We start from the raw sequence: 17,657 nt of genomic DNA, 5'->3' as shown, positions 1-17,657 counted from the left end.
TCTGAAATGCCGGAGGCGTGCAGGTGAAAAAAATCGAGGCGATCATCAAGCCGTTCAAGCTCGATGAGGTGAAGGAAGCCCTTCAGGAAGTCGGCCTTCAAGGCATCACCGTGACCGAGGCCAAGGGCTTCGGCCGCCAGAAAGGCCACGCCGAACTGTACCGTGGCGCGGAGTACATCGTCGACTTCCTGCCGAAGGTCAAAATCGAGATTGTGATCGGCGACGAACTCGTCGAGAAAGCCATCGACGCCATCCGCCGCGCCGCACAGACCGGACGCATCGGCGATGGCAAGATTTTCGTCTCCAACATCGAGGAGGCCATCCGTATTCGCACCGGAGAGTCCGGCGTCGACGCCATCTGACACAACCATCACCCGCCCGGCCCCGCTCACCGCGCCCGGCCGGACGATCTCATCCCACCGATCACCAAATCCAAGTAGCACAAGGGGTTTACATGAAGACCGCCCAAGACGTCCTGAAGTCCATCAAGGACAACGACGTGAAGTACGTCGACCTGCGTTTCACTGATCCGCGTGGCAAGTGGCAGCACGTCACCTTCGACGTCTCGATGATCGACGAAGACATCTTCACCGAAGGCACGATGTTCGACGGTTCCTCGATTGCCGGCTGGAAGGCCATCAACGAGTCCGACATGACGCTGATGCCCGACCCGGTGACCGCGACGATCGACCCGTTCTTCGCCGAGACCACCATGGTCATTACCTGCGACATTCTCGAGCCTTCGACCGGCCAGCCCTACAATCGCGACCCGCGCGGCATCGCCAAGAAGGCGGAAGCCATGGTGAAATCGATGGGCGTGGGCGACACCGTCTATGTCGGCCCGGAAGCCGAGTTCTTCGTGTTCGACGACGTGCGCTTCCAGACCACGCCGTACAACACCGGCTTCAAGCTCGACTCGTCCGAACTGCCAACCAACTCGGACACCGAGTATGAAGGCGGCAACCTCGGCCACCGCATCCGCACCAAGGCCGGTTACTTCCCGGTGCCGCCGCAGGATTCGATCCAGGACATGCGCTCGGAAATGCTCGGCGCAATGGCACGCATGGGCGTGAAGGTCGAGAAGCATCACCACGAAGTCGCTTCCGCCCAGCACGAGCTCGGCATGAAGTTCGACACCCTGACGCTGATGGCTGACCAGATGCAAATCTACAAGTACTGCATCCACCAGGTCGCTCACATCTACGGCAAGACCGCCACCTTCATGCCGAAGCCGGTCTATGGCGACAACGGCTCGGGCATGCACGTCCACCAGTCGATCTGGAAGGACGGCAAGCCGACCTTCGCCGGCAACAAGTACGCCGACCTGTCGGACAACTGCCTCCACTACATTGGTGGCATCATCAAGCACGCCAAGGCGATCAACGCCTTCACCAACCCGTCGACCAACTCCTACAAGCGTCTGGTGCCGGGTTATGAAGCGCCGGTGCTGCTCGCCTACTCGGCGCGCAACCGCTCCGCCTCCTGCCGCATCCCCTACACCGCTTCGCCGAAGGCCAAGCGCGTCGAGGTGCGCTTCCCCGATCCGATGGCCAACCCCTACCTTGCCTTCGCGGCGATGCTGATGGCGGGCCTCGACGGCATCAAGAACAAGATCGATCCGGGCCCGGCGATGGACAAGGACCTGTACGACCTGCCGAAGGAAGAACTGAAGCAGATCCCGACGGTGTGCGGCTCGCTCCGCGAGGCGCTGGAAAACCTCGACAAGGACCGCGCGTTCCTCAAGGTCGGCGGCGTGTTCGACGACGATTTCATCGACAGCTTCATCGAACTGAAGATGACCGAGGTCGAGCGTTACGAAATGACCCCGCATCCGGTCGAGTTCGAACTTTACTACTCGCTGTAAGCGGCAGCGGCTTTCCGCCGCATTCGTCACGAAAGAAAGGGCGCCTCTCGGGGCGCCCTTTCTGTTTCCGCCCGCGAAAAGGATACCGGAGACATCCCGGCTGCCCTTGATCGCCGTCGCGGTTTCGGAAACATTGCAGGCAACCGCACTTTCAAAGGATCGCCCGTGAGCGTTTCAACCGAACGGAAAAACCAGCGTCAGGATCTCGCCTGGGCCATCGCCGTCGGCGGCATTCTGGCCGTCAGCTTCGCCGCGCTCCTGATCTTCGCCTGGGAATTCGCCGCGACCCTGTTCCTGATTTTCTCCGGCGTGCTGCTCGGCGTGGCGCTGACCGCGATGACCAACCTCCTGAAAAAGGTGATGCCCGGGCCGCACGCGGTGCGGCTGCTCGTGATCTGCCTGCTGCTGGCCACGATGATGGCCGGCATCTTCACGCTCGGCGGCTCGACCATCGCCCAGCAGGCGACCGCCCTGAGCGGCACCATCAAATCGCAGATCGTCAACCTCAAGACGTTCCTCGAATCCTACGGATTCGATGCGAGCTATCTTGACCTCAACACCATTTCGCCGACCAGCCCCCGCACATCGACGACACCAGCGACCACGCCGGCGTTGCCCAACATGCAGCACAACCTGCCGAGTGCCGGCGCGCTCGCATCCGGCGGCGGCGCGATCGTCAGCCAGACGCTGAAGCTCATCCTCGGCACCGTCGGCGCGGTCGGAAACTTCTTTATCGTGCTGTTTCTCGGCCTCGCCTTCGCAGCCCAGCCCGGTATTTACCGCAAGGGACTGATCGCGATGTCGCCCAGGGCGATCCGGCCGCAGATCGAAACCGTCATCGACCGCATCGGCTCCACATTGGAACGCTGGCTGATCGCCCAGATGATCACGATGACCGTGGTGTTCGTGGTGACCTGGCTTGGCCTTCTGGTGGTCGGCATTCCCGGCGCGTTCATCCTCGGCGTTCAGGCCGGATTGCTGACCTTCATCCCCACGGTCGGCGCGCTGCTCGGCGGCCTCATCATCGTGCTGGCCAGCATTTCCTCGGGCTGGGTCGCCATCGGCAGTGCCTTCGTGCTGCTGCTCGGCGTGCACGCGCTGGAAAGCTATATCCTCACGCCGATCATCCAGCGCGAGGCGATCGACATTCCGCCCGCAACGCTGTTCGCGTTCCAGATCCTGCTCGGAGTGGTGTTCGGCGTGTGGGGCCTGGCGCTGGCGCTCCCGGTGATGGCCGTGGTGAAGGTGATCCTCGTCTATCTGCGCGAGGACCGCCCTAAACCCATCGAGGCGTAAGCGGCGCTCAGTACTTGCCGACCGTCGTCATGTGCTCGACTTCCGGCGGGTTTGCGAAATGCGGCCCGACCAGCGCGCGCCATTCGGTGAAATTCGGCCCTTCGCGGAAATCGACGGTGTGGTTTTCCAGCGTTTCCCACTTGATGAACAGCCGGTAGCGCGACGGCTTCTCGATCGAGCGATGGATTTCCAGGCTCTTCCAGCCCTTGCTGCGCTTGAAGATGGTCTGCGCCATCTCCACCGCCTGCTCGAAGTCCTTTTCCTGACCCGGCTTGACGTCGATCTGCACGATTTCGGTGATCATGGGCTCCCCCTGTGGCTACAGGAGGCTGTAGCGGACGAAAAGCCGCCGGATCAAGTCAAAATCGGGGGATGCGCCTTACAGTGCGACCAGCAGGATGCCGGACAGGATGAACACGCAGCCCAGCAACAGCATCGCGTGCCAGTCTCGCGTCTGCTGATAGCGGCCCTGCGCGCGGCGCTCCGCGATCAGCGCCCGCTCATATTCATCGGAGGTGGAGAACATGCAGGCGAAACCGGCACGCGCGGAAACAGCGGCGGCTTCGAGGGCAGAGATATCGTTACGGGCGCGGTCGATCATGAGCCGATGCTACGCGGCGCATGGTAAACAGACCGTTTAGGGCTGACGCGATTTATCCGCTCAGGCGTGCGCTTCCGAGACAAAGGCGTGCACGTCTTCATGCGCGGGGCGCGATGCCTGGCTCATACTGCCACGGCGGGAATGGTCGAGCACCAGCGGCTCTTCCAGCACGGCCTCGACGCGATTGCGGCCACCCCGCTTGGCACGATAGAGCGCGGTGTCGGCCGACGCCATCAGCACGTCGAGTTCGGTGTTCGCAGGCCCGCCCGCGACGCCGATGCTGACGGTGGTGGCGAGCGGCGCACCATCGATCGCCACACCCGATTGCTCGAACGCGTCGCGGACGCGCTCCGCCGCGAGCAAGGCCTCATCCATCGCGCACGGCAGCAGTGCGGCAAACTCCTCGCCGCCAACGCGGCCGAGCAGATCGGTGATACGCAGCGCCCCGACCGCGACGTTCGCGAACACCTTGAGCACGTCGTCGCCCACGGGATGGCCATAGGTGTCGTTGACCGACTTGAAATGATCGATGTCGAAGATCATCACCGTGATCGAACGGCCAGCCTTGGCCTCTCGCTCGATCATGCGCGCGGTCGCCTCGCCGAATCCACGGCGGTTGAGCAGGCCTGTCAACGGGTCGACCGAGGCCGCCGTCTTGTGAATCGCGAGCGTCCGCTCCGACACCAGCATGAAAATGATGAACACGGTGCCGATGGCATAGAACACCAACTCGGCGGCGAACGCCGCGACCCAAATCGCGGCGTGCGGGTTCGTGCCCGGCCCATCCATGACATCGCCGAGCACGATCGGCAGCATCAGCACCGCGCCATGAAGGATCGGCACGAAGATCGCAGGCCAGCGCGAACGCATTGACTTGCGCCGCTCGCGCCACAGCTCCGCAGCCGTCAGTGCGGCATAGATCGCCACGATACTTGCGCCAAGCACGAGGCGCGCATGGTCCGACAGCGGATCGGCGAAGATGACGGCGGCAAGCCACACGATCGCACCCGCGACAACGCCGATGACGCTCGGGGCGCGGCCGTGAAATACCCGCGCGGCATCCCACACCAGGCCGCAGGCAATGAAACCGACCGCGTTAACCGCGAGCAACAATCCAAAGCCAAGATTCTCACCGCCTGCAATCCACAGCGCGATCGATGCCGCGCCCAGCAGATACGCAGCGCCCCACCAGCCGAGCGCCTCGATCTTTTCCTGTCGCCAGAAAAACATCAGCAGCGCGCCAAGCATCGCGGCGACGAACGTTGCAACCAGATAAAGGGTTGAAATGTCGAGTGACAGGCTATTGCCGGACATACGAACGAAAGCTCCGCTGGAAGGAGCCGGAAATAGCTCTCTCAGCAGGACAAAATTACCAGCCGGTTATTGGCGATGTGTTTGTTTGCGACGACAAGTTTTCTCGAAAATTGTCGATAGTTTGCGACGATCTGGAACCAATTACCCGACAAAAAAGGGCGCCCCGAAGGGCGCCCTTTTGACGGACCTCTGCAATTGCAGACAAGTCGAACGAAATTCTTAGCGCTTCGAGAACTGGAAGGAGCGGCGGGCCTTCGCCTTGCCGTACTTCTTACGCTCGACGACGCGGGAGTCACGGGTGAGGAAACCACCCTTCTTGAGGACGCCGCGCAGATCGGGCTCGAAGTGCGTCAGCGCCTTCGAGATGCCGTGGCGCACGGCGCCAGCCTGACCCGACAGACCGCCGCCGGCGACGGTGGCAATGATGTCGTACTGGCCCTGACGGGCAGCGGCGACGATCGGCTGCTGGATCAGCATGCGCAGAACGGGACGCGCGAAATACACTTCGACGTCGCGGGTGTTGACGGTAACCTTGCCGGAGCCGGGCTTGATCCAGACGCGGGCGACTGCGTCCTTGCGCTTGCCGGTGGCATAGGCGCGGCCCTGCTTGTCGACCTTCTTCTCGCGCTTGGGAGCTTCAGGCGCCGCGGTCTTCAGCGACGACAACTGATCGAGGGACTGCATGGTATCGGACATTACGCGGCCCTCGTGTTCTTGCGGTTCAGAGAAGCGATATCGACGACTTCCGGATTCTGGGCCTCGTGCGGATGCTCGGCACCCGGATAGACGCGCAGGTTGCCCATCTGGATACGGCCGAGCGGACCGCGCGGAATCATGCGCTCAATGGCCTTCTCCACGACGCGCTCGGGGAAACGACCCTCGAGGATCGACTTCGCGGAACGCTCCTTGATGCCGCCGATAAAGCCGGTGTGGTTGTAGTAAACCTTGTTGTCGCGCTTGCGCCCGGTGAGGACGACATGCGCGGCGTTGATGATGATGACATTGTCACCGCAATCAACGTGGGGGGTGTAGGTCGGCAGGTGCTTGCCGCGCAAACGCATCGCGACCAAGGTGGCGAGACGACCGACGACCAGACCCTTGGCGTCGATGATCACCCACTTCTTGTTGACCTCGGCCGGTTTCGCCGAAAACGTCTTCATGTGAGATATCCGTGAAAATGGCGTGCGGCGCTGTCGCCGGACTGGGCGTGTTTCTAGAGAACACCCCCTCACCCGTCAACGTCCATCTACGAAAATAAAACCATATAAAACAATAGCTTATAAATATGGTGTTATAATACCACAAAAATCATGATGATTTTGGAATGGAATAGGTCGCGCTCGCATGGGCGATCGGATCGGGCGACGTGCCCGACAGCAGGTTCACCTCGCCGAACGCCATCCGCTTGCCGACCTTGATGAGTCGCGCCGCGGCGACGATGTCCTGCCCCGGCTGGCCCCTGCGCATGAAACTGATGCTGAGATTGGTCGTCACCGCGAGGCCGACCGGCCCGATCGCCGACAACAGCGCCACGTACATCGCGAAATCGGCCAGCGCCATCAGCGTCGGCCCCGACACGGTACCGCCCGGGCGCAGCATATGCTCGCTGTAAGGCTGACGCAGCAGGCTGCTGGTGCCGTCTGCACTCTCGATCAAAATCTCGCCGGAGCTGAACGCCTGAGGAAACTCGCGGTGGAGGAACGCTTCAAGTTCAGCCACCGTCATTTTCGCATTTGTCATGTGGCCCGTTTCGTCACGATCTCATATATGACGCCTGTATCACTGCGGCGCGACAATAAAAACAAAGACGTGCGTGCGCTGCGGGACTAAAGACGAATATCCACACGAGGACTGCCGCCAATGGACCACAATGCTTACCCCGATAGTTATATTCGCGGCATCCTGACCAACATCAAATCCATCGCCATGGTCGGCGCATCGCCCGTCAACGTGCGGCCGAGCTATTTTGCATTCAAATATCTCGACCAGCGCGGATACGACATGATTCCCGTCAACCCCGGACAACTCGGCAAGACGATCGCAGGCAAACCATTCGTCGGCTCACTGAGGGAGATCGGCCGTCCGGTAGACATGATCGATATCTTCCGCGGCTCGGCTCACGCCATGCCGATCGTCGAGGAAGCGCTATCGCTTCCGGTGCTGCCGAAGGTGATCTGGATGCAGCTCGGCGTGCGCGACGATGCCGCCGCCGCCAAGGCGGAAGCCGCAGGCATCAAGGTGGTGATGAACCGCTGCCCGAAGATCGAATACGGCCGCCTCACCTCCGAAATCCAATGGGTCGGCGTGAACTCCCGCACCATCAGCGCCAAGCGCGCACCGATTCCGACGACAGGTATGCGACTGTCGCTCAATCGCCCAAGCGTTGCCGGCGGCTCGACCGCTGCCGCCGATCGCGCGGCACGCGCACAGGCCGACAAGGATCGCAACGGCGCGGCGTAAGCGCCTTTCATTTCAAGGTTTCAGTTCGCCAAAGGATGTTCCATGACTGAACAATTGCCCGGCTTCTCCACCCTCGCCATTCATGCGGGCGCGCAACCCGACCCGACCACCGGCGCACGCGTGACGCCGATCTATCAGACGGCCTCTTTCGTCTTCAACGATGCCGATCATGCCGCTTCGCTGTTCGGCCTGCAGACCTTCGGCAACATCTACACGCGCCTGGGCAACCCGACGACGGCGGTGCTGGAGGAGCGTGTCGCTGCGCTTGAGGGCGGCACCGCGGCGGTTGCGGCCGCCTCCGGCCACGCCGCGCAGGTGATGGCGTTCCACACGCTGTTGCAGCCCGGCGATGAGTTCATCGCCTCGCGCCGCCTGTATGGCGGATCGATCAACCAGTTCACCCACGCCTACAAGAATTTCGGCTGGAACGTGGTGTGGGCGGATTCGGATGACATCAGCACCTTCGAGCGCGCGGTGTCGCCCAAGACCAAGGCGATCTTCGTGGAGTCGGTCGCCAATCCCGGCGGCGCGATCACCGATCTCGAAGCGGTGGCGGAGGTCGCGCGCAAGGCGAAGGTGCCGTTCATCGTCGATAACACACTGGCCTCGCCCTACCTCCTCAAGCCGATCGATCACGGCGCGGACATCGTGGTGCATTCGCTGACCAAGTTCCTTGGCGGCCACGGCAATTCGCTCGGCGGAATCATCGTGGACGCGGGTACGTTCGACTGGACGGGCAGCGGCCGCTATCCCCTGCTGAGCGAGCCGCGTCCGGAATATCACGGCATCCGGATGCACGAGACCTTCGGCAATTTCGCCTTCGCCATCGCCGTGCGCGTGCTGGCGTTGCGCGACCTCGGCCCCGCGATCTCGCCGTTCAACTCATTCATGATCCTGACCGGGATCGAGACGCTGGCGCTGCGCATGCAGCGTCATGTCGACAACACCAAGGCCATCACCGAATGGCTGTCGAAACATCCCGCCGTGTCATGGGTGAATTATGCGAGCCTGCCGGGCGACCGCTATTACAACCTCGCGCGCAAATACACGCCGAAGGGCGCGGGCGCTGTGTTCACCTTCGGGTTGAAGGGCGGCTATGAGGCAGGCATCAGCCTCGTCTCGAATGTGCGGCTGTTCTCTCACCTTGCCAATATCGGCGACACCCGCTCGCTCATCATCCATCCCGCCTCGACCACGCACAGCCAGCTTACCGACGAGCAGAAGACCATGGCGGGCGCTGGGCCCGACGTGGTGCGGCTGTCGATCGGCATCGAGGACAAGGAAGATTTGATCGCCGATCTCGAACAGGCGCTCAACGTTCCGTACTGAGGATCATCCAACACGACAAAAAGCGGCGCCGGTTATGGCGCCGCTTTTCTTTCGCGCATTGAATTCGGCTATGTCGCGCCGGCGGCCTTGTCGCGGCGAACGAGACGGTTGTTGCGCTGGACCACTGCAAAACTCGCCACCGCGAACAGGATCACCAGCAACTGCGCCGAGACCGCCTCAAGCGTCGGATTGAGACCGATGGTTTCCATCCACCCGAAACCATGGAGCAGCGTGAACGGCACGATGGCCTGTTCCTGGAATTCCTGCATCGCCTCGCCGATGAACTTGATGCCCATCAGGAACAGGAAGGCCGAAGTGACGATGAACAAGGGCCGCAACGGAATCCGCTGCGCCACCAGATTGATGAAATAGAACAGCACCGCGAGCGCCAGCGCGGCGGCCAAAAGCCCGCCGAACAGGCCAGCGCTCCAGCCGCCTTCGGTCGCGGCGAGTGCTGTGATGAACAAAACCGTTTCCGCGCCCTCGCGAAACACCGCAAGGAACGCCAGCAGCCCCACCGCCCAGCCGGTGTCTCGCGCCAGCGCGTGGTCGGCCTTGTGGGCAAGGTACTCCTTCCAGCCCTTGGGGTCCTGCTTGTTCCATAGCCAGCCGCTGACATAGAGCATCAGCCCTGCCGCGACGAGAATGACGATGCCTTCCATCAGGTCGCTGTGCTCGCCGGAATTGAGCACGGCGAACAGCCAGGCCGCGATCAGGCTCGCGCCAATCGCCGCCAGCGCGCCGAGATAGAGCGCGCCGACGCGATGCCCGCCATCCACCTTACGCAGATAAGCCGCGAGCGCCGCGATCACGAGCATGGCCTCAAGGCCCTCGCGCAGCAGAATGACGGCAGCCTGGATGAATGCGTTCGACATCGGAAATAGACTCCGCAAGCGCCAATTGCTTATGCGCGCGCCTTCGCATGTAAAGACGGTGACGCACGACTACGAGAGGGCAGCGATTTAGAATTCGTCGAGAATGCAAATTAACGAAGCGCAGGCACGAGCCCCTGCTCCACCGGACTTTCCACATAGTGAAGGCGATAGGCCTGCAGCAGCGTGAATGTCAGCACCACGATCGCGGTCGCCTGATGCAGCAGGCCGAGGGAGATCGGCACCTGATGCAGCAGCGTGAAAATGCCGATCACGAGCTGAAGGCTCAGTGCGGCCATCAGCCATGCTGCGCCGCGGATCACGGCAGGCGATGCCTTGCTGCGGATCACGTCGACGAGGTGCAGCAGCGCCACCGCGAACAGCGTGTAGGCGATCATCCGGTGGGTGAATTGCACCGTCAGCGTGCTGTCGAAGAAATTGCGCCACCATGGCTGCTCGAAGAACAACTGGTCGAGCGGCGGAATGAACCCGCCATCGATGTCAGGCCAGGTGTTGTAGATCTTGCCTGCGCGCAGGCCCGCGACCAGCGCGCCGAAATACAATTGCAGGAACACAAGCCCCAGCAAAATCTTGCTGGTCAGCACGGCCCGCGTGCTGGCGAGGGCCTTTGTCGCACGCGGCGCAAGGCCGCGCATGGTCCAGACGATCGCAGAGAAGATCAGCAGCGCGAGAAGAAAGTGAATCGCAAGCCGGTATTGCGAGACGGAAACGCGTGCGGTCAGTCCCGACTTCACCATCCACCAGCCGACGGCGCCCTGCAGCCCGCCGAGCGCGAACAGCACCCACAGCCGCCGCTTCAAGGCGTGGCCTAGGCCGCCGCGTATCAGAAAATACAGAAACGGAAAGAAGAACACCGCACCGATGCTGCGCGCGAGCAGCCGGTGCGTCCATTCCCACCAGAAGATGGTCTTGAACTCGGACAGGCTCATCCCCGCGTTCATTTCGCGATATTGCGGAATCTGCTTGTAGGCCTCGAATTCCTGATCCCACGCATGGGCGCTCAAGGGCGGCACCATGCCCGAGACCGGATTCCATTGCGTGATCGAGAGACCGGATTCGGTCAGCCGCGTCGCTCCGCCGACCAGCAATGTGCCGATAATCATCGCGGCCACAATTCCGAGCCAGATGCGGATCGGGCGCCGCGACGGCGTCGTGGCGGAACGGGTATCATCGAGGGTGTCGGTCATGGAGATATAAGGTCCGCTGGGGAAGGCTTGATCGGCCGGACGCGGCCCTTATAGTCCCCCCGCCTTGCGGCGCAAGGCGCGCATCCACGCAGGCTCCCGATTTCATGAAGATCAGAACGCGAAAATTCATCGGAACCATAGGCTTGCTCGTTCTCGTCGTGGTGTGGTCGCTGCTCGGAATGGCGATCGCGCAGACGCCGTGGCTCGCCGCTTCGCGGCTGGCGCAGGCCATTTTCTATGTGGTCGCGGGTCTGGGCTGGGTTCTGCCGGCCATGCCGCTGATTGCGTGGATGGCACGGCCGGACGCGCCGACGGCCTGAAAGCCCTCGGCCCGGTTCCGCAAACCCTGATTCATTACCCTTTGTTGACGTTTATTTGAAAAGGTCGACCGGTCAGGGGCGGCAGGCCCCTGCACGATCCGTCCTGACAACAAGGTTTGCAATGGCTAGCGTCGCTGAGCACGAAAACCAAGCCGCCTATGCGCGCGCTGGGGCCGTCAGCGCCGTTACCAGCGTTGCCATCCATGGCAGCCTTGCGGAGGCGGAAGCGATCTGGCGCGGGATGGAGACGCCCGATTATCTCCACACCTCCTTTCAACGCTTCGATTTTCTCAACGCCTGGCAGGCTCATGCCGGCACGCATCTGAATACAAAACCGCTCATCGTCGTCGCCTACGACCGCGGGGGCCGCCCCCTGATGCTGCTGCCGCTCGGCTCGGTCCGGGAGAATGGCGTGAACATCGCGCGCTTTCTCGGCGGCAAACATCCGACATTCAACATGGGCCTGTGGCGGCGCGACTTCGCGGCTTCCGCCTGCAAAGCCGACATCGATACGATTCTCGCCGCGATTGCGGCCCATGGTGACCGGATCGACCTGCTGGCGCTGACGCAACAACCGGAGCGATGGGACGGCGTTCTCAATCCGTTGGCGCATTTTTCACGCCAACTTTCAGCGAACGCTTGCCCGCTGTTGCGCATGCCACCCGGAGCGCACCCGGAAGACATCATCAGTTCCGGTTTTCGCCGCCGCATCCGCGCGAAGGAAAAGAAGCTGAAGGCGCTGCCCGGCTATCGCTTTTTCCTCGCCCGCACCGACGAGGACATCACGCGTGTCCTCGACGCGTTCTTCACCATCAAGCCGTTGCGCATGGCCGCGCAGAATCTGCCGAACGTGTTTGCCGATCCGGGCATCGAAGCCTTCATCCGCACCGCCTGCCTGTCCAAGGTCCCTAATGACGGGCGCGCCATCGCGATCCACACACTGGAATGCGACAATGAAATTATCGCGATGTTCGCAGGCGTTGCCGATGGCCATCGCATCTCGATGATGTTCAACACCTACACGATGTCCGAGAATGCAAAGTACAGCCCCGGCCTGATCCTGCTGCGTAACATCATCGACCATTATACCGAACTCGGCTATTGCGCCTTCGATCTCGGAATCGGCTCGGATGACTACAAGCGCTGGTTCTGCAAGGACGATGAGCCGATCTTCGACAGCTTCATTCCGCTCAGCGCCTATGGGCGACTGGCGGCGCTCGGCATGTCATCGCTCAATCACGCCAAGCGCATGGTGAAGCAGAATCCGGCCCTGGTGGCCATGGCTCACCGGCTACGCGCGGCTCTGCATCGCTGACGCAAGGCCGCGCTGCACCCACCGTCACACACAATCGGTGACTGAACTCAGGCCGCCGCAACCTCTTCCGGCGCGGCTTCGCTCGTGGGCGTGCGGTTGAGGATGCTCACCGCGACAAAGCCGGATGCCATCAGTTGCGCGCGCATGGTCGCCTTCGCGGCCTCCGGAAGGCCGGGGGCCGGCAGGATCACGGCGTGGGCCTGCGAGGCAATCAGCGATGACGGAAGACCGGTCGCGGTGCCCGCGTCCAGTACCACATGGTCGTAAGTCTGCATCAGCGCATCGAGCGCCATGACAACGCGCGGCGACGTCAGCAAAGCGTGATCCGGCTGGATGCCCGCGCCGATCACATGCACCGGCGAACGCGTATCGCGGTTGATGATCTGCCCGAACGAGGCGACGCCCCTGGCGAGATCGCTCAAGCCCGGCGTCTGCGAAACCGCATCCGCCGCCGCGGGCGACAGGCCAATCAGCAAAACTTTTGAATCGCGCGACAACTGCCGCGCCAGCGCCAGCGCCGTATTGGAGACGTCCTCCGCCGCACCCGCTCCAATCAGCGTGATCTTGCGCGCACGTTCACCATTCGCACGGAGCGATTCCGCCAATCGCTCGATCTGCGACTGCACCGACAGCACAGGCTGAATCCCGCCGAACGGTTCAGCCACATATGCCTCGTCTCTCGGCGCGCCCCACGGCGCTGCCATGCGAAGAAGCTCAGCGGTCGCGATATAGCCGCCGGTGAGCATCATCGTCATCAGCGTCGCGATCAGCACGATCGGCAGCTTCTTCGGATAAGCGGGCGTGTTGGAGACGATGGCGCGGGAAATGATGCGGCCATCGGCGGGCGCGGAATCGATGCTCTCACGCGCCGTCGCTTCGCGATACTTCGCAAGGTAGGTCTCCAGAAGATCACGCTGCGCTTTCGCCTCGCGCTCCAGCGCGCGCAACTGCACCTCCTCGCCGTTGCTGGAGGTCGCATGTGCCTTCAACTGGTCGAGACTCGCACTCAGGCTGTCCATCCGCGCACCCGCGATACGTGCATCGTTTTCAAACGCGCGCGACAGCTTGCCCGCCTCCTCGCGAATCTGCCGGTCGAGATCGGCGATCTGCGCCTTCAGTTCCTTGATGCGGGGATGGCGATCCATCAGCGTGGACGATTGTTCGGCCAGTTGCGCGCGCAGCGTGACACGTTGCTCGCTGAGCCGGCGCACCAGATCGGAATTCAGAACCTCGGAGGCCTCGATCGGCCGGCCGCTGTTCAGCATGTCACGGATCGAACGCGCACGCGCTTCCGCATCGGCCTTCTGCGCACGCGCATTGTTGAGTTGCGTGTTCAACTCGCCGAGTTGCTGGTTGGAGAGCGTGGTGTTGTTGGTGCCGATAAACAGATTGGATTTGGAGCGGAATGCCTCGACACGATCCTCGGCGTCGGCAACCTTCCTGCGCAAATTATCGATTTCGCCCGACAGCCACTGGCCGGCCGCCTTGGCCTGCTCCTGCCGTCCGGCCTGCTGCATCACCAGATAGCCGTCCGCAATCGAGTTCGCGACCCGCTCCGCGAGTTTCGGATCGCGCGACTGGAATTCGACGACCATGACGCGCGACTTGTCGACCGCATAGGCGGTGAGACGCTCGTAATAGGCGCCCAGCACCCGCTCCTCCGGCGTCATGCGGAACGGATCGCGACCGATGCCGAACAACGACAGCAGGGATTTCAGCGGCGAAATGCCGTTCAGCACCGGATCGAACTCCGGCAGCTTGTCGAGATGGTTCTTCTTGATGACGTCGATCGCGAGATCCCGCGACAGCAGCAACTGCACCTGGCTCGTCACCGCCGCATCGTCAAGCGCGGCACGCTCCTCGCTGCGCTCGCCGTTCGGACGCAGGAAGATGTTTTCGCGGCCATCGATCAGGATCCGCGCTTCGGACTTGTAGCGCGGCGTGACAACGTTAACGGCGGCCATCGACAGCACGAACACCACCGCCGTCGGCACCAGCACCCATTTGCGCTTGTCGACGAGCGCCTGCCAGATCAGTCTTAAATCGAGATCGCCAAGACGCGGCTTGGATACCACCTTGGACGCCGGCTTTGCGGCGGGGGCGGTCGCGGGAGCCATGTACCGACGAAAAGCGCCAGCAGCACCTTTTAGCCGGTCACGCAAATACGCCACACGCATCAACAGCTCCCGCTACGCTCACACAACTGGTACGGCGCGATTACAGTCCATTAAGGTTGCTGCGCGGTTAATATTGCGCACGTCATGCTTTTTAAACGCGGACGGGCTAAGCAAAAGCCATGCCCTTCCCTGACCGCCCTCTCCGCATTCTGCACGCCGTCCGCGCGCCTGTTGGCGGCATCATCCGTCACATTCTCGATCTCGCGGAGGGACAGGCCGAGCGCGGCCACGAGGTCGGCATCCTGGCCGACAGCCTGACTGGCGGCGAGCGTGCCGACGCGGCGTTGAAAGCCATCGCACCGAAGATGAAGCTCGGCATCTATCGCCTTGCCATTCGCCGCGAACCGCACCCCGCCGACCCGGTCACGGCGCTAAGATTCCTCCAGCTTGCGCGCATGCTCAAGCTCGACGTGCTGCACGGCCATGGCGCGAAGGCAGGCGCATTCGTCCGCCTCAAGGGCGTATCGAAAGACACCATCAGGATTTACACCCCGCATGGTGGGTCACTGCACTACCGGCCCGAAACGCTGAAAGGCGCGTTCTATACGAGGCTCGAGCGCGCCTTGATGAACCGCACCGACCTCTTCCTGTTTGAAAGCGGCTTTGCGCGCGATACCTACGAGCGCGTGGTCGGCAAGCCGTCCGGCCTCGTGCGCTGCGTCTTCAATGGCGTCGGCGCCAATGAATTCGATCCGGTACCGCTGGCCGAGGATGCGACCGATCTCGTCTATGTCGGAGAGTTCCGCCACATCAAGGGCGCCGATCTGCTGATCGAAGCCGTGGCGCGGCTGCGTGCCAACGGCAGGCCCGTAACGCTCACGCTTGCCGGAGACGGCGAGGAAACCGCAACTCTCAAGGCGCTCGTCGCCCGGCACAAGCTGGGTGACGCGGTGCGCTTCATCGGTCACGTCAAGGCGCGCTTCGGCTTCTCGAAAGGCCGCCTGCTGATTGTACCGTCGCGCGGGGACTCGATGCCCTATGTGGTGATCGAAGCCGCCGCCGCCGGCGTGCCACTGCTCGCCGCCAATGTCGGCGGCATTCCGGAAATCTTCGGCCCCTTCAAGGAAGCACTGTTTGCCCCGGACAATGTCGAGGCCATGGCGGATGCCATCGCGGCTGCTCTCGACAACCCCAATGTCGCCCGCGAGCGCAGCAAGGCGCTGCGCGAGCGCATCTTCATGAACTTCTCACAGAAGGCGATGGTCGACGGCGTGCTGGATGCCTATCGGGATACCTTCAACCTTCGTTAACACCCAATGGGAATAACGGATTGTTCTGATTTGTCCGGTATCCGGTCGGGCATCGCGCAAGGCGCGAAACAGGCGGATTTGCAGGCGTGGAAGCGAGTGATCTTCAGGTAAAGGCTGATGCGGCCGCAGCGGGTGCTGCGCCTGCGATGGCAGGCCGTGCCTATCCGTTCGAGCGCCGCCGCAGGCTTTCACCTGTTGCGCTGGCTGTCACTAACGAGAAGGTCCATTCCGCCTATTCGAGCGTCGTCATCAACGGCGTGGTCCGCGCCGCCGATTTCGTTTGCCTCAGCATCGTCGGCATCGCCTCTTATCTCGGTTATGTCGTGCCGATCGACGGCTTCTCCTGGACGCCGGTCTGGGCCGTTCTGGCGATGTCGCTCGTCGCCGTCATCAGTTTTCAGGCCGCCGAGGTCTACGACATCGAGATCTATCGCGGGCGGCTGCGGCAGTTCACGCGCCTGATCTCGTCCTGGGCTTTCGTGTTCCTGCTGTTCATCGGCGTGTCGTTCTTCGCCAAGTTCGGCGATACCGTCTCCCGCGTCTGGCTGGTGACGTTCTTCGTATTCGGCTTCATCGCACTCAGCATGGAGCGCATGATGTTGCGCTCGCTGGTACGCAGATGGGCGCGTGAAGGCAGACTCGGCCGCCGCACCATCATCGTCGGCTCCGACGAGAATGGCGAACATTTGATCGAGGCATTGCGCCAGCAGGACGATTCCGATCTCAAGCTGCTCGGTGTATTCGACGACCGCAACGATACGCGCGCGCTCGACACCTGCGCGGGCCTTCCCAAGCTCGGCAAGGTCAACGACATTCTCGAATTCGCCCGCCGCACCCGCGTCGATCTCGTGCTGTTCGCGCTGCCAATTTCGGCCGAGAGCCGCATTCTCGACATGCTGAAGAAGCTGTGGGTGCTGCCGGTGGACATTCGCCTGTCCGCCCACATCAACAAGCTGCGCTTCCGGCCGCGCTCTTATTCCTACATCGGCTCGGTGCCGACGCTCGGCATGTTCGAGCAACCGATTACCGACTGGGATATGGTGATGAAATGGGTGTTCGACCGCTTCGTCGGCGCCCTTCTGCTCGTCCTGCTGGCGCCGGTGATGGCGCTGGTCGCGCTCGCGATCAAGCTCGACAGTCCCGGCCCCGTGCTGTTCCGTCAGAAGCGCTTCGGTTTCAACAACGAGCGCATCGACGTCTTCAAATTCCGCTCTCTCTATCATCATCAGGCCGATCCGCTGGCGGCCAAGGTCGTGACCAAGAACGATCCGCGCGTGACGCGCGTCGGCCGCATCATCCGCAAGACCAGCCTCGACGAACTGCCGCAGCTTTTCAACGTGGTCTTCAAGGGCAATCTGTCGATCGTTGGCCCCCGCCCCCATGCGGTGCAGGGCAAACTGCAAAGCCGCCTGTTCGACGAAGCGGTGGACGGCTATTTCGCGCGCCATCGCGTCAAGCCGGGCATTACCGGCTGGGCGCAGATCAACGGCTGGCGCGGCGAGATCGACAACGAGGAAAAAATCCAGAAACGCGTCGAGTTCGATCTCTATTACATCGAGAACTGGTCGCCGCTGTTCGATCTCTACATCCTGTTGAAAACGCCGTGGGCGTTGATCAAGGGCGAGAACGCCTATTGAGCGCACCGGCGGAG

The 17,657-nt window shown here is 62.3% G+C and carries 18 protein-coding genes; 9 read left to right on the top strand and 9 right to left on the bottom strand.

The window, feature by feature from the left end:
* The first annotated feature begins 23 nt into the window (after positions 1-23).
* The 3 genes from AC1RNA_RS11660 (at position 24) to AC1RNA_RS11650 (ending at position 3,160) form a co-directional block, all read left to right on the top strand.
* A complete protein-coding gene (locus tag AC1RNA_RS11660; RefSeq protein ID WP_009340798.1) occupies positions 24-362 on the top strand; it encodes a P-II family nitrogen regulator in 339 nt (112 codons plus the stop codon).
* A gap of 92 nt (positions 363-454) precedes the next feature.
* The gene (gene glnA / locus AC1RNA_RS11655) at positions 455-1,864 is read left to right on the top strand and encodes a type I glutamate--ammonia ligase (protein WP_009340799.1); all 1,410 of its coding nucleotides are present in this window, start codon (positions 455-457) and stop codon (positions 1,862-1,864) included.
* 165 nt (positions 1,865-2,029) lie between these two features.
* Positions 2,030-3,160, top strand: coding sequence for an AI-2E family transporter (locus AC1RNA_RS11650; RefSeq protein ID WP_492951144.1), 1,131 nt, complete (start codon positions 2,030-2,032; stop codon positions 3,158-3,160).
* 7 nt (positions 3,161-3,167) lie between these two features.
* On the opposite strand, the gene AC1RNA_RS11645 is transcribed toward AC1RNA_RS11650, so the two are convergent.
* The 6 genes from AC1RNA_RS11645 to AC1RNA_RS11620 form a co-directional block, all read right to left on the bottom strand.
* Complete coding sequence (locus AC1RNA_RS11645) at positions 3,168-3,464, bottom strand: antibiotic biosynthesis monooxygenase family protein (RefSeq protein WP_009340803.1); 297 nt, start codon at positions 3,462-3,464, stop codon at positions 3,168-3,170.
* A 75-nt stretch (positions 3,465-3,539) separates the two neighbouring features.
* Complete coding sequence (locus tag AC1RNA_RS11640) at positions 3,540-3,761, bottom strand: hypothetical protein (protein ID WP_009340804.1); 222 nt, start codon at positions 3,759-3,761, stop codon at positions 3,540-3,542.
* A 60-nt stretch (positions 3,762-3,821) separates the two neighbouring features.
* Positions 3,822-5,075 (bottom strand): GGDEF domain-containing protein, encoded by a 1,254-nt coding sequence (locus AC1RNA_RS11635; protein WP_492951143.1) that lies wholly within the window; start codon positions 5,073-5,075, stop codon positions 3,822-3,824.
* Positions 5,076-5,294: 219 nt separating this feature from the next.
* Entirely contained in the window at positions 5,295-5,771 is a 477-nt protein-coding gene (rpsI, locus tag AC1RNA_RS11630) for a 30S ribosomal protein S9 (protein ID WP_009340806.1), read from the bottom strand.
* Positions 5,771-6,235 carry a 50S ribosomal protein L13 gene (rplM, locus tag AC1RNA_RS11625; RefSeq protein ID WP_009340808.1) on the bottom strand — a complete coding sequence of 155 codons (465 nt, stop codon included), beginning with the start codon at positions 6,233-6,235 and terminating at the stop codon, positions 5,771-5,773. Before rplM ends, rpsI begins: the two co-directional genes overlap by 1 nt.
* 148 nt (positions 6,236-6,383) lie before the next feature.
* Positions 6,384-6,815: a PaaI family thioesterase gene (locus tag AC1RNA_RS11620; protein WP_009340811.1), complete on the bottom strand. Its 432-nt coding sequence runs from the start codon at positions 6,813-6,815 to the stop codon at positions 6,384-6,386.
* Between the two features lie 120 nt (positions 6,816-6,935).
* On the opposite strand from AC1RNA_RS11620, the gene AC1RNA_RS11615 reads away from it, so the two are divergent.
* On the top strand, positions 6,936-7,535 hold the full coding sequence (locus tag AC1RNA_RS11615) for a CoA-binding protein (protein WP_009340813.1): 600 nt from the start codon (positions 6,936-6,938) through the stop codon (positions 7,533-7,535).
* 42 nt (positions 7,536-7,577) lie between these two features.
* Positions 7,578-8,864, top strand: coding sequence for an O-acetylhomoserine aminocarboxypropyltransferase (locus AC1RNA_RS11610; protein WP_492951142.1), 1,287 nt, complete (start codon positions 7,578-7,580; stop codon positions 8,862-8,864).
* 68 nt (positions 8,865-8,932) lie between these two features.
* Here AC1RNA_RS11610 and AC1RNA_RS11605 read toward each other — a convergent pair whose 3' ends face one another.
* Together AC1RNA_RS11605 and AC1RNA_RS11600 are read right to left on the bottom strand one after the other, a co-directional pair.
* On the bottom strand, positions 8,933-9,739 hold the full coding sequence (locus tag AC1RNA_RS11605; protein WP_492951141.1) for an FTR1 family iron permease: 807 nt from the start codon (positions 9,737-9,739) through the stop codon (positions 8,933-8,935).
* A 110-nt stretch (positions 9,740-9,849) separates the two neighbouring features.
* On the bottom strand, positions 9,850-10,944 hold the full coding sequence (locus tag AC1RNA_RS11600) for a COX15/CtaA family protein (RefSeq protein ID WP_492951140.1): 1,095 nt from the start codon (positions 10,942-10,944) through the stop codon (positions 9,850-9,852).
* A gap of 104 nt (positions 10,945-11,048) precedes the next feature.
* On the opposite strand from AC1RNA_RS11600, the gene AC1RNA_RS11595 reads away from it, so the two are divergent.
* Together AC1RNA_RS11595 and AC1RNA_RS11590 are read left to right on the top strand one after the other, a co-directional pair.
* Positions 11,049-11,264, top strand: coding sequence for a DUF2842 domain-containing protein (locus tag AC1RNA_RS11595; RefSeq protein ID WP_009340821.1), 216 nt, complete (start codon positions 11,049-11,051; stop codon positions 11,262-11,264).
* 121 nt (positions 11,265-11,385) lie between these two features.
* Positions 11,386-12,579: a GNAT family N-acetyltransferase gene (locus AC1RNA_RS11590; RefSeq protein ID WP_492951139.1), complete on the top strand. Its 1,194-nt coding sequence runs from the start codon at positions 11,386-11,388 to the stop codon at positions 12,577-12,579.
* Positions 12,580-12,626: 47 nt separating this feature from the next.
* On the opposite strand, the gene AC1RNA_RS11585 is transcribed toward AC1RNA_RS11590, so the two are convergent.
* Positions 12,627-14,756, bottom strand: coding sequence for a GumC family protein (locus tag AC1RNA_RS11585; protein WP_492951138.1), 2,130 nt, complete (start codon positions 14,754-14,756; stop codon positions 12,627-12,629).
* A gap of 119 nt (positions 14,757-14,875) precedes the next feature.
* Here AC1RNA_RS11585 and AC1RNA_RS11580 point away from each other — a divergent pair, with 119 nt between their 5' ends.
* Positions 14,876-16,006, top strand: a complete 1,131-nt coding sequence (locus tag AC1RNA_RS11580; RefSeq protein WP_492951137.1) for a glycosyltransferase family 4 protein — start codon at positions 14,876-14,878, stop codon at positions 16,004-16,006.
* 146 nt (positions 16,007-16,152) lie between these two features.
* Complete coding sequence (locus AC1RNA_RS11575) at positions 16,153-17,643, top strand: undecaprenyl-phosphate glucose phosphotransferase (protein ID WP_492951216.1); 1,491 nt, start codon at positions 16,153-16,155, stop codon at positions 17,641-17,643.
* Positions 17,644-17,657 lie beyond the last annotated feature (14 nt).

The sequence above is a fragment of the Afipia sp. GW821-FHT14H12 genome, from assembly GCF_058803465.1.
This window is presented reverse-complemented; position numbering and strand designations above follow the sequence as displayed.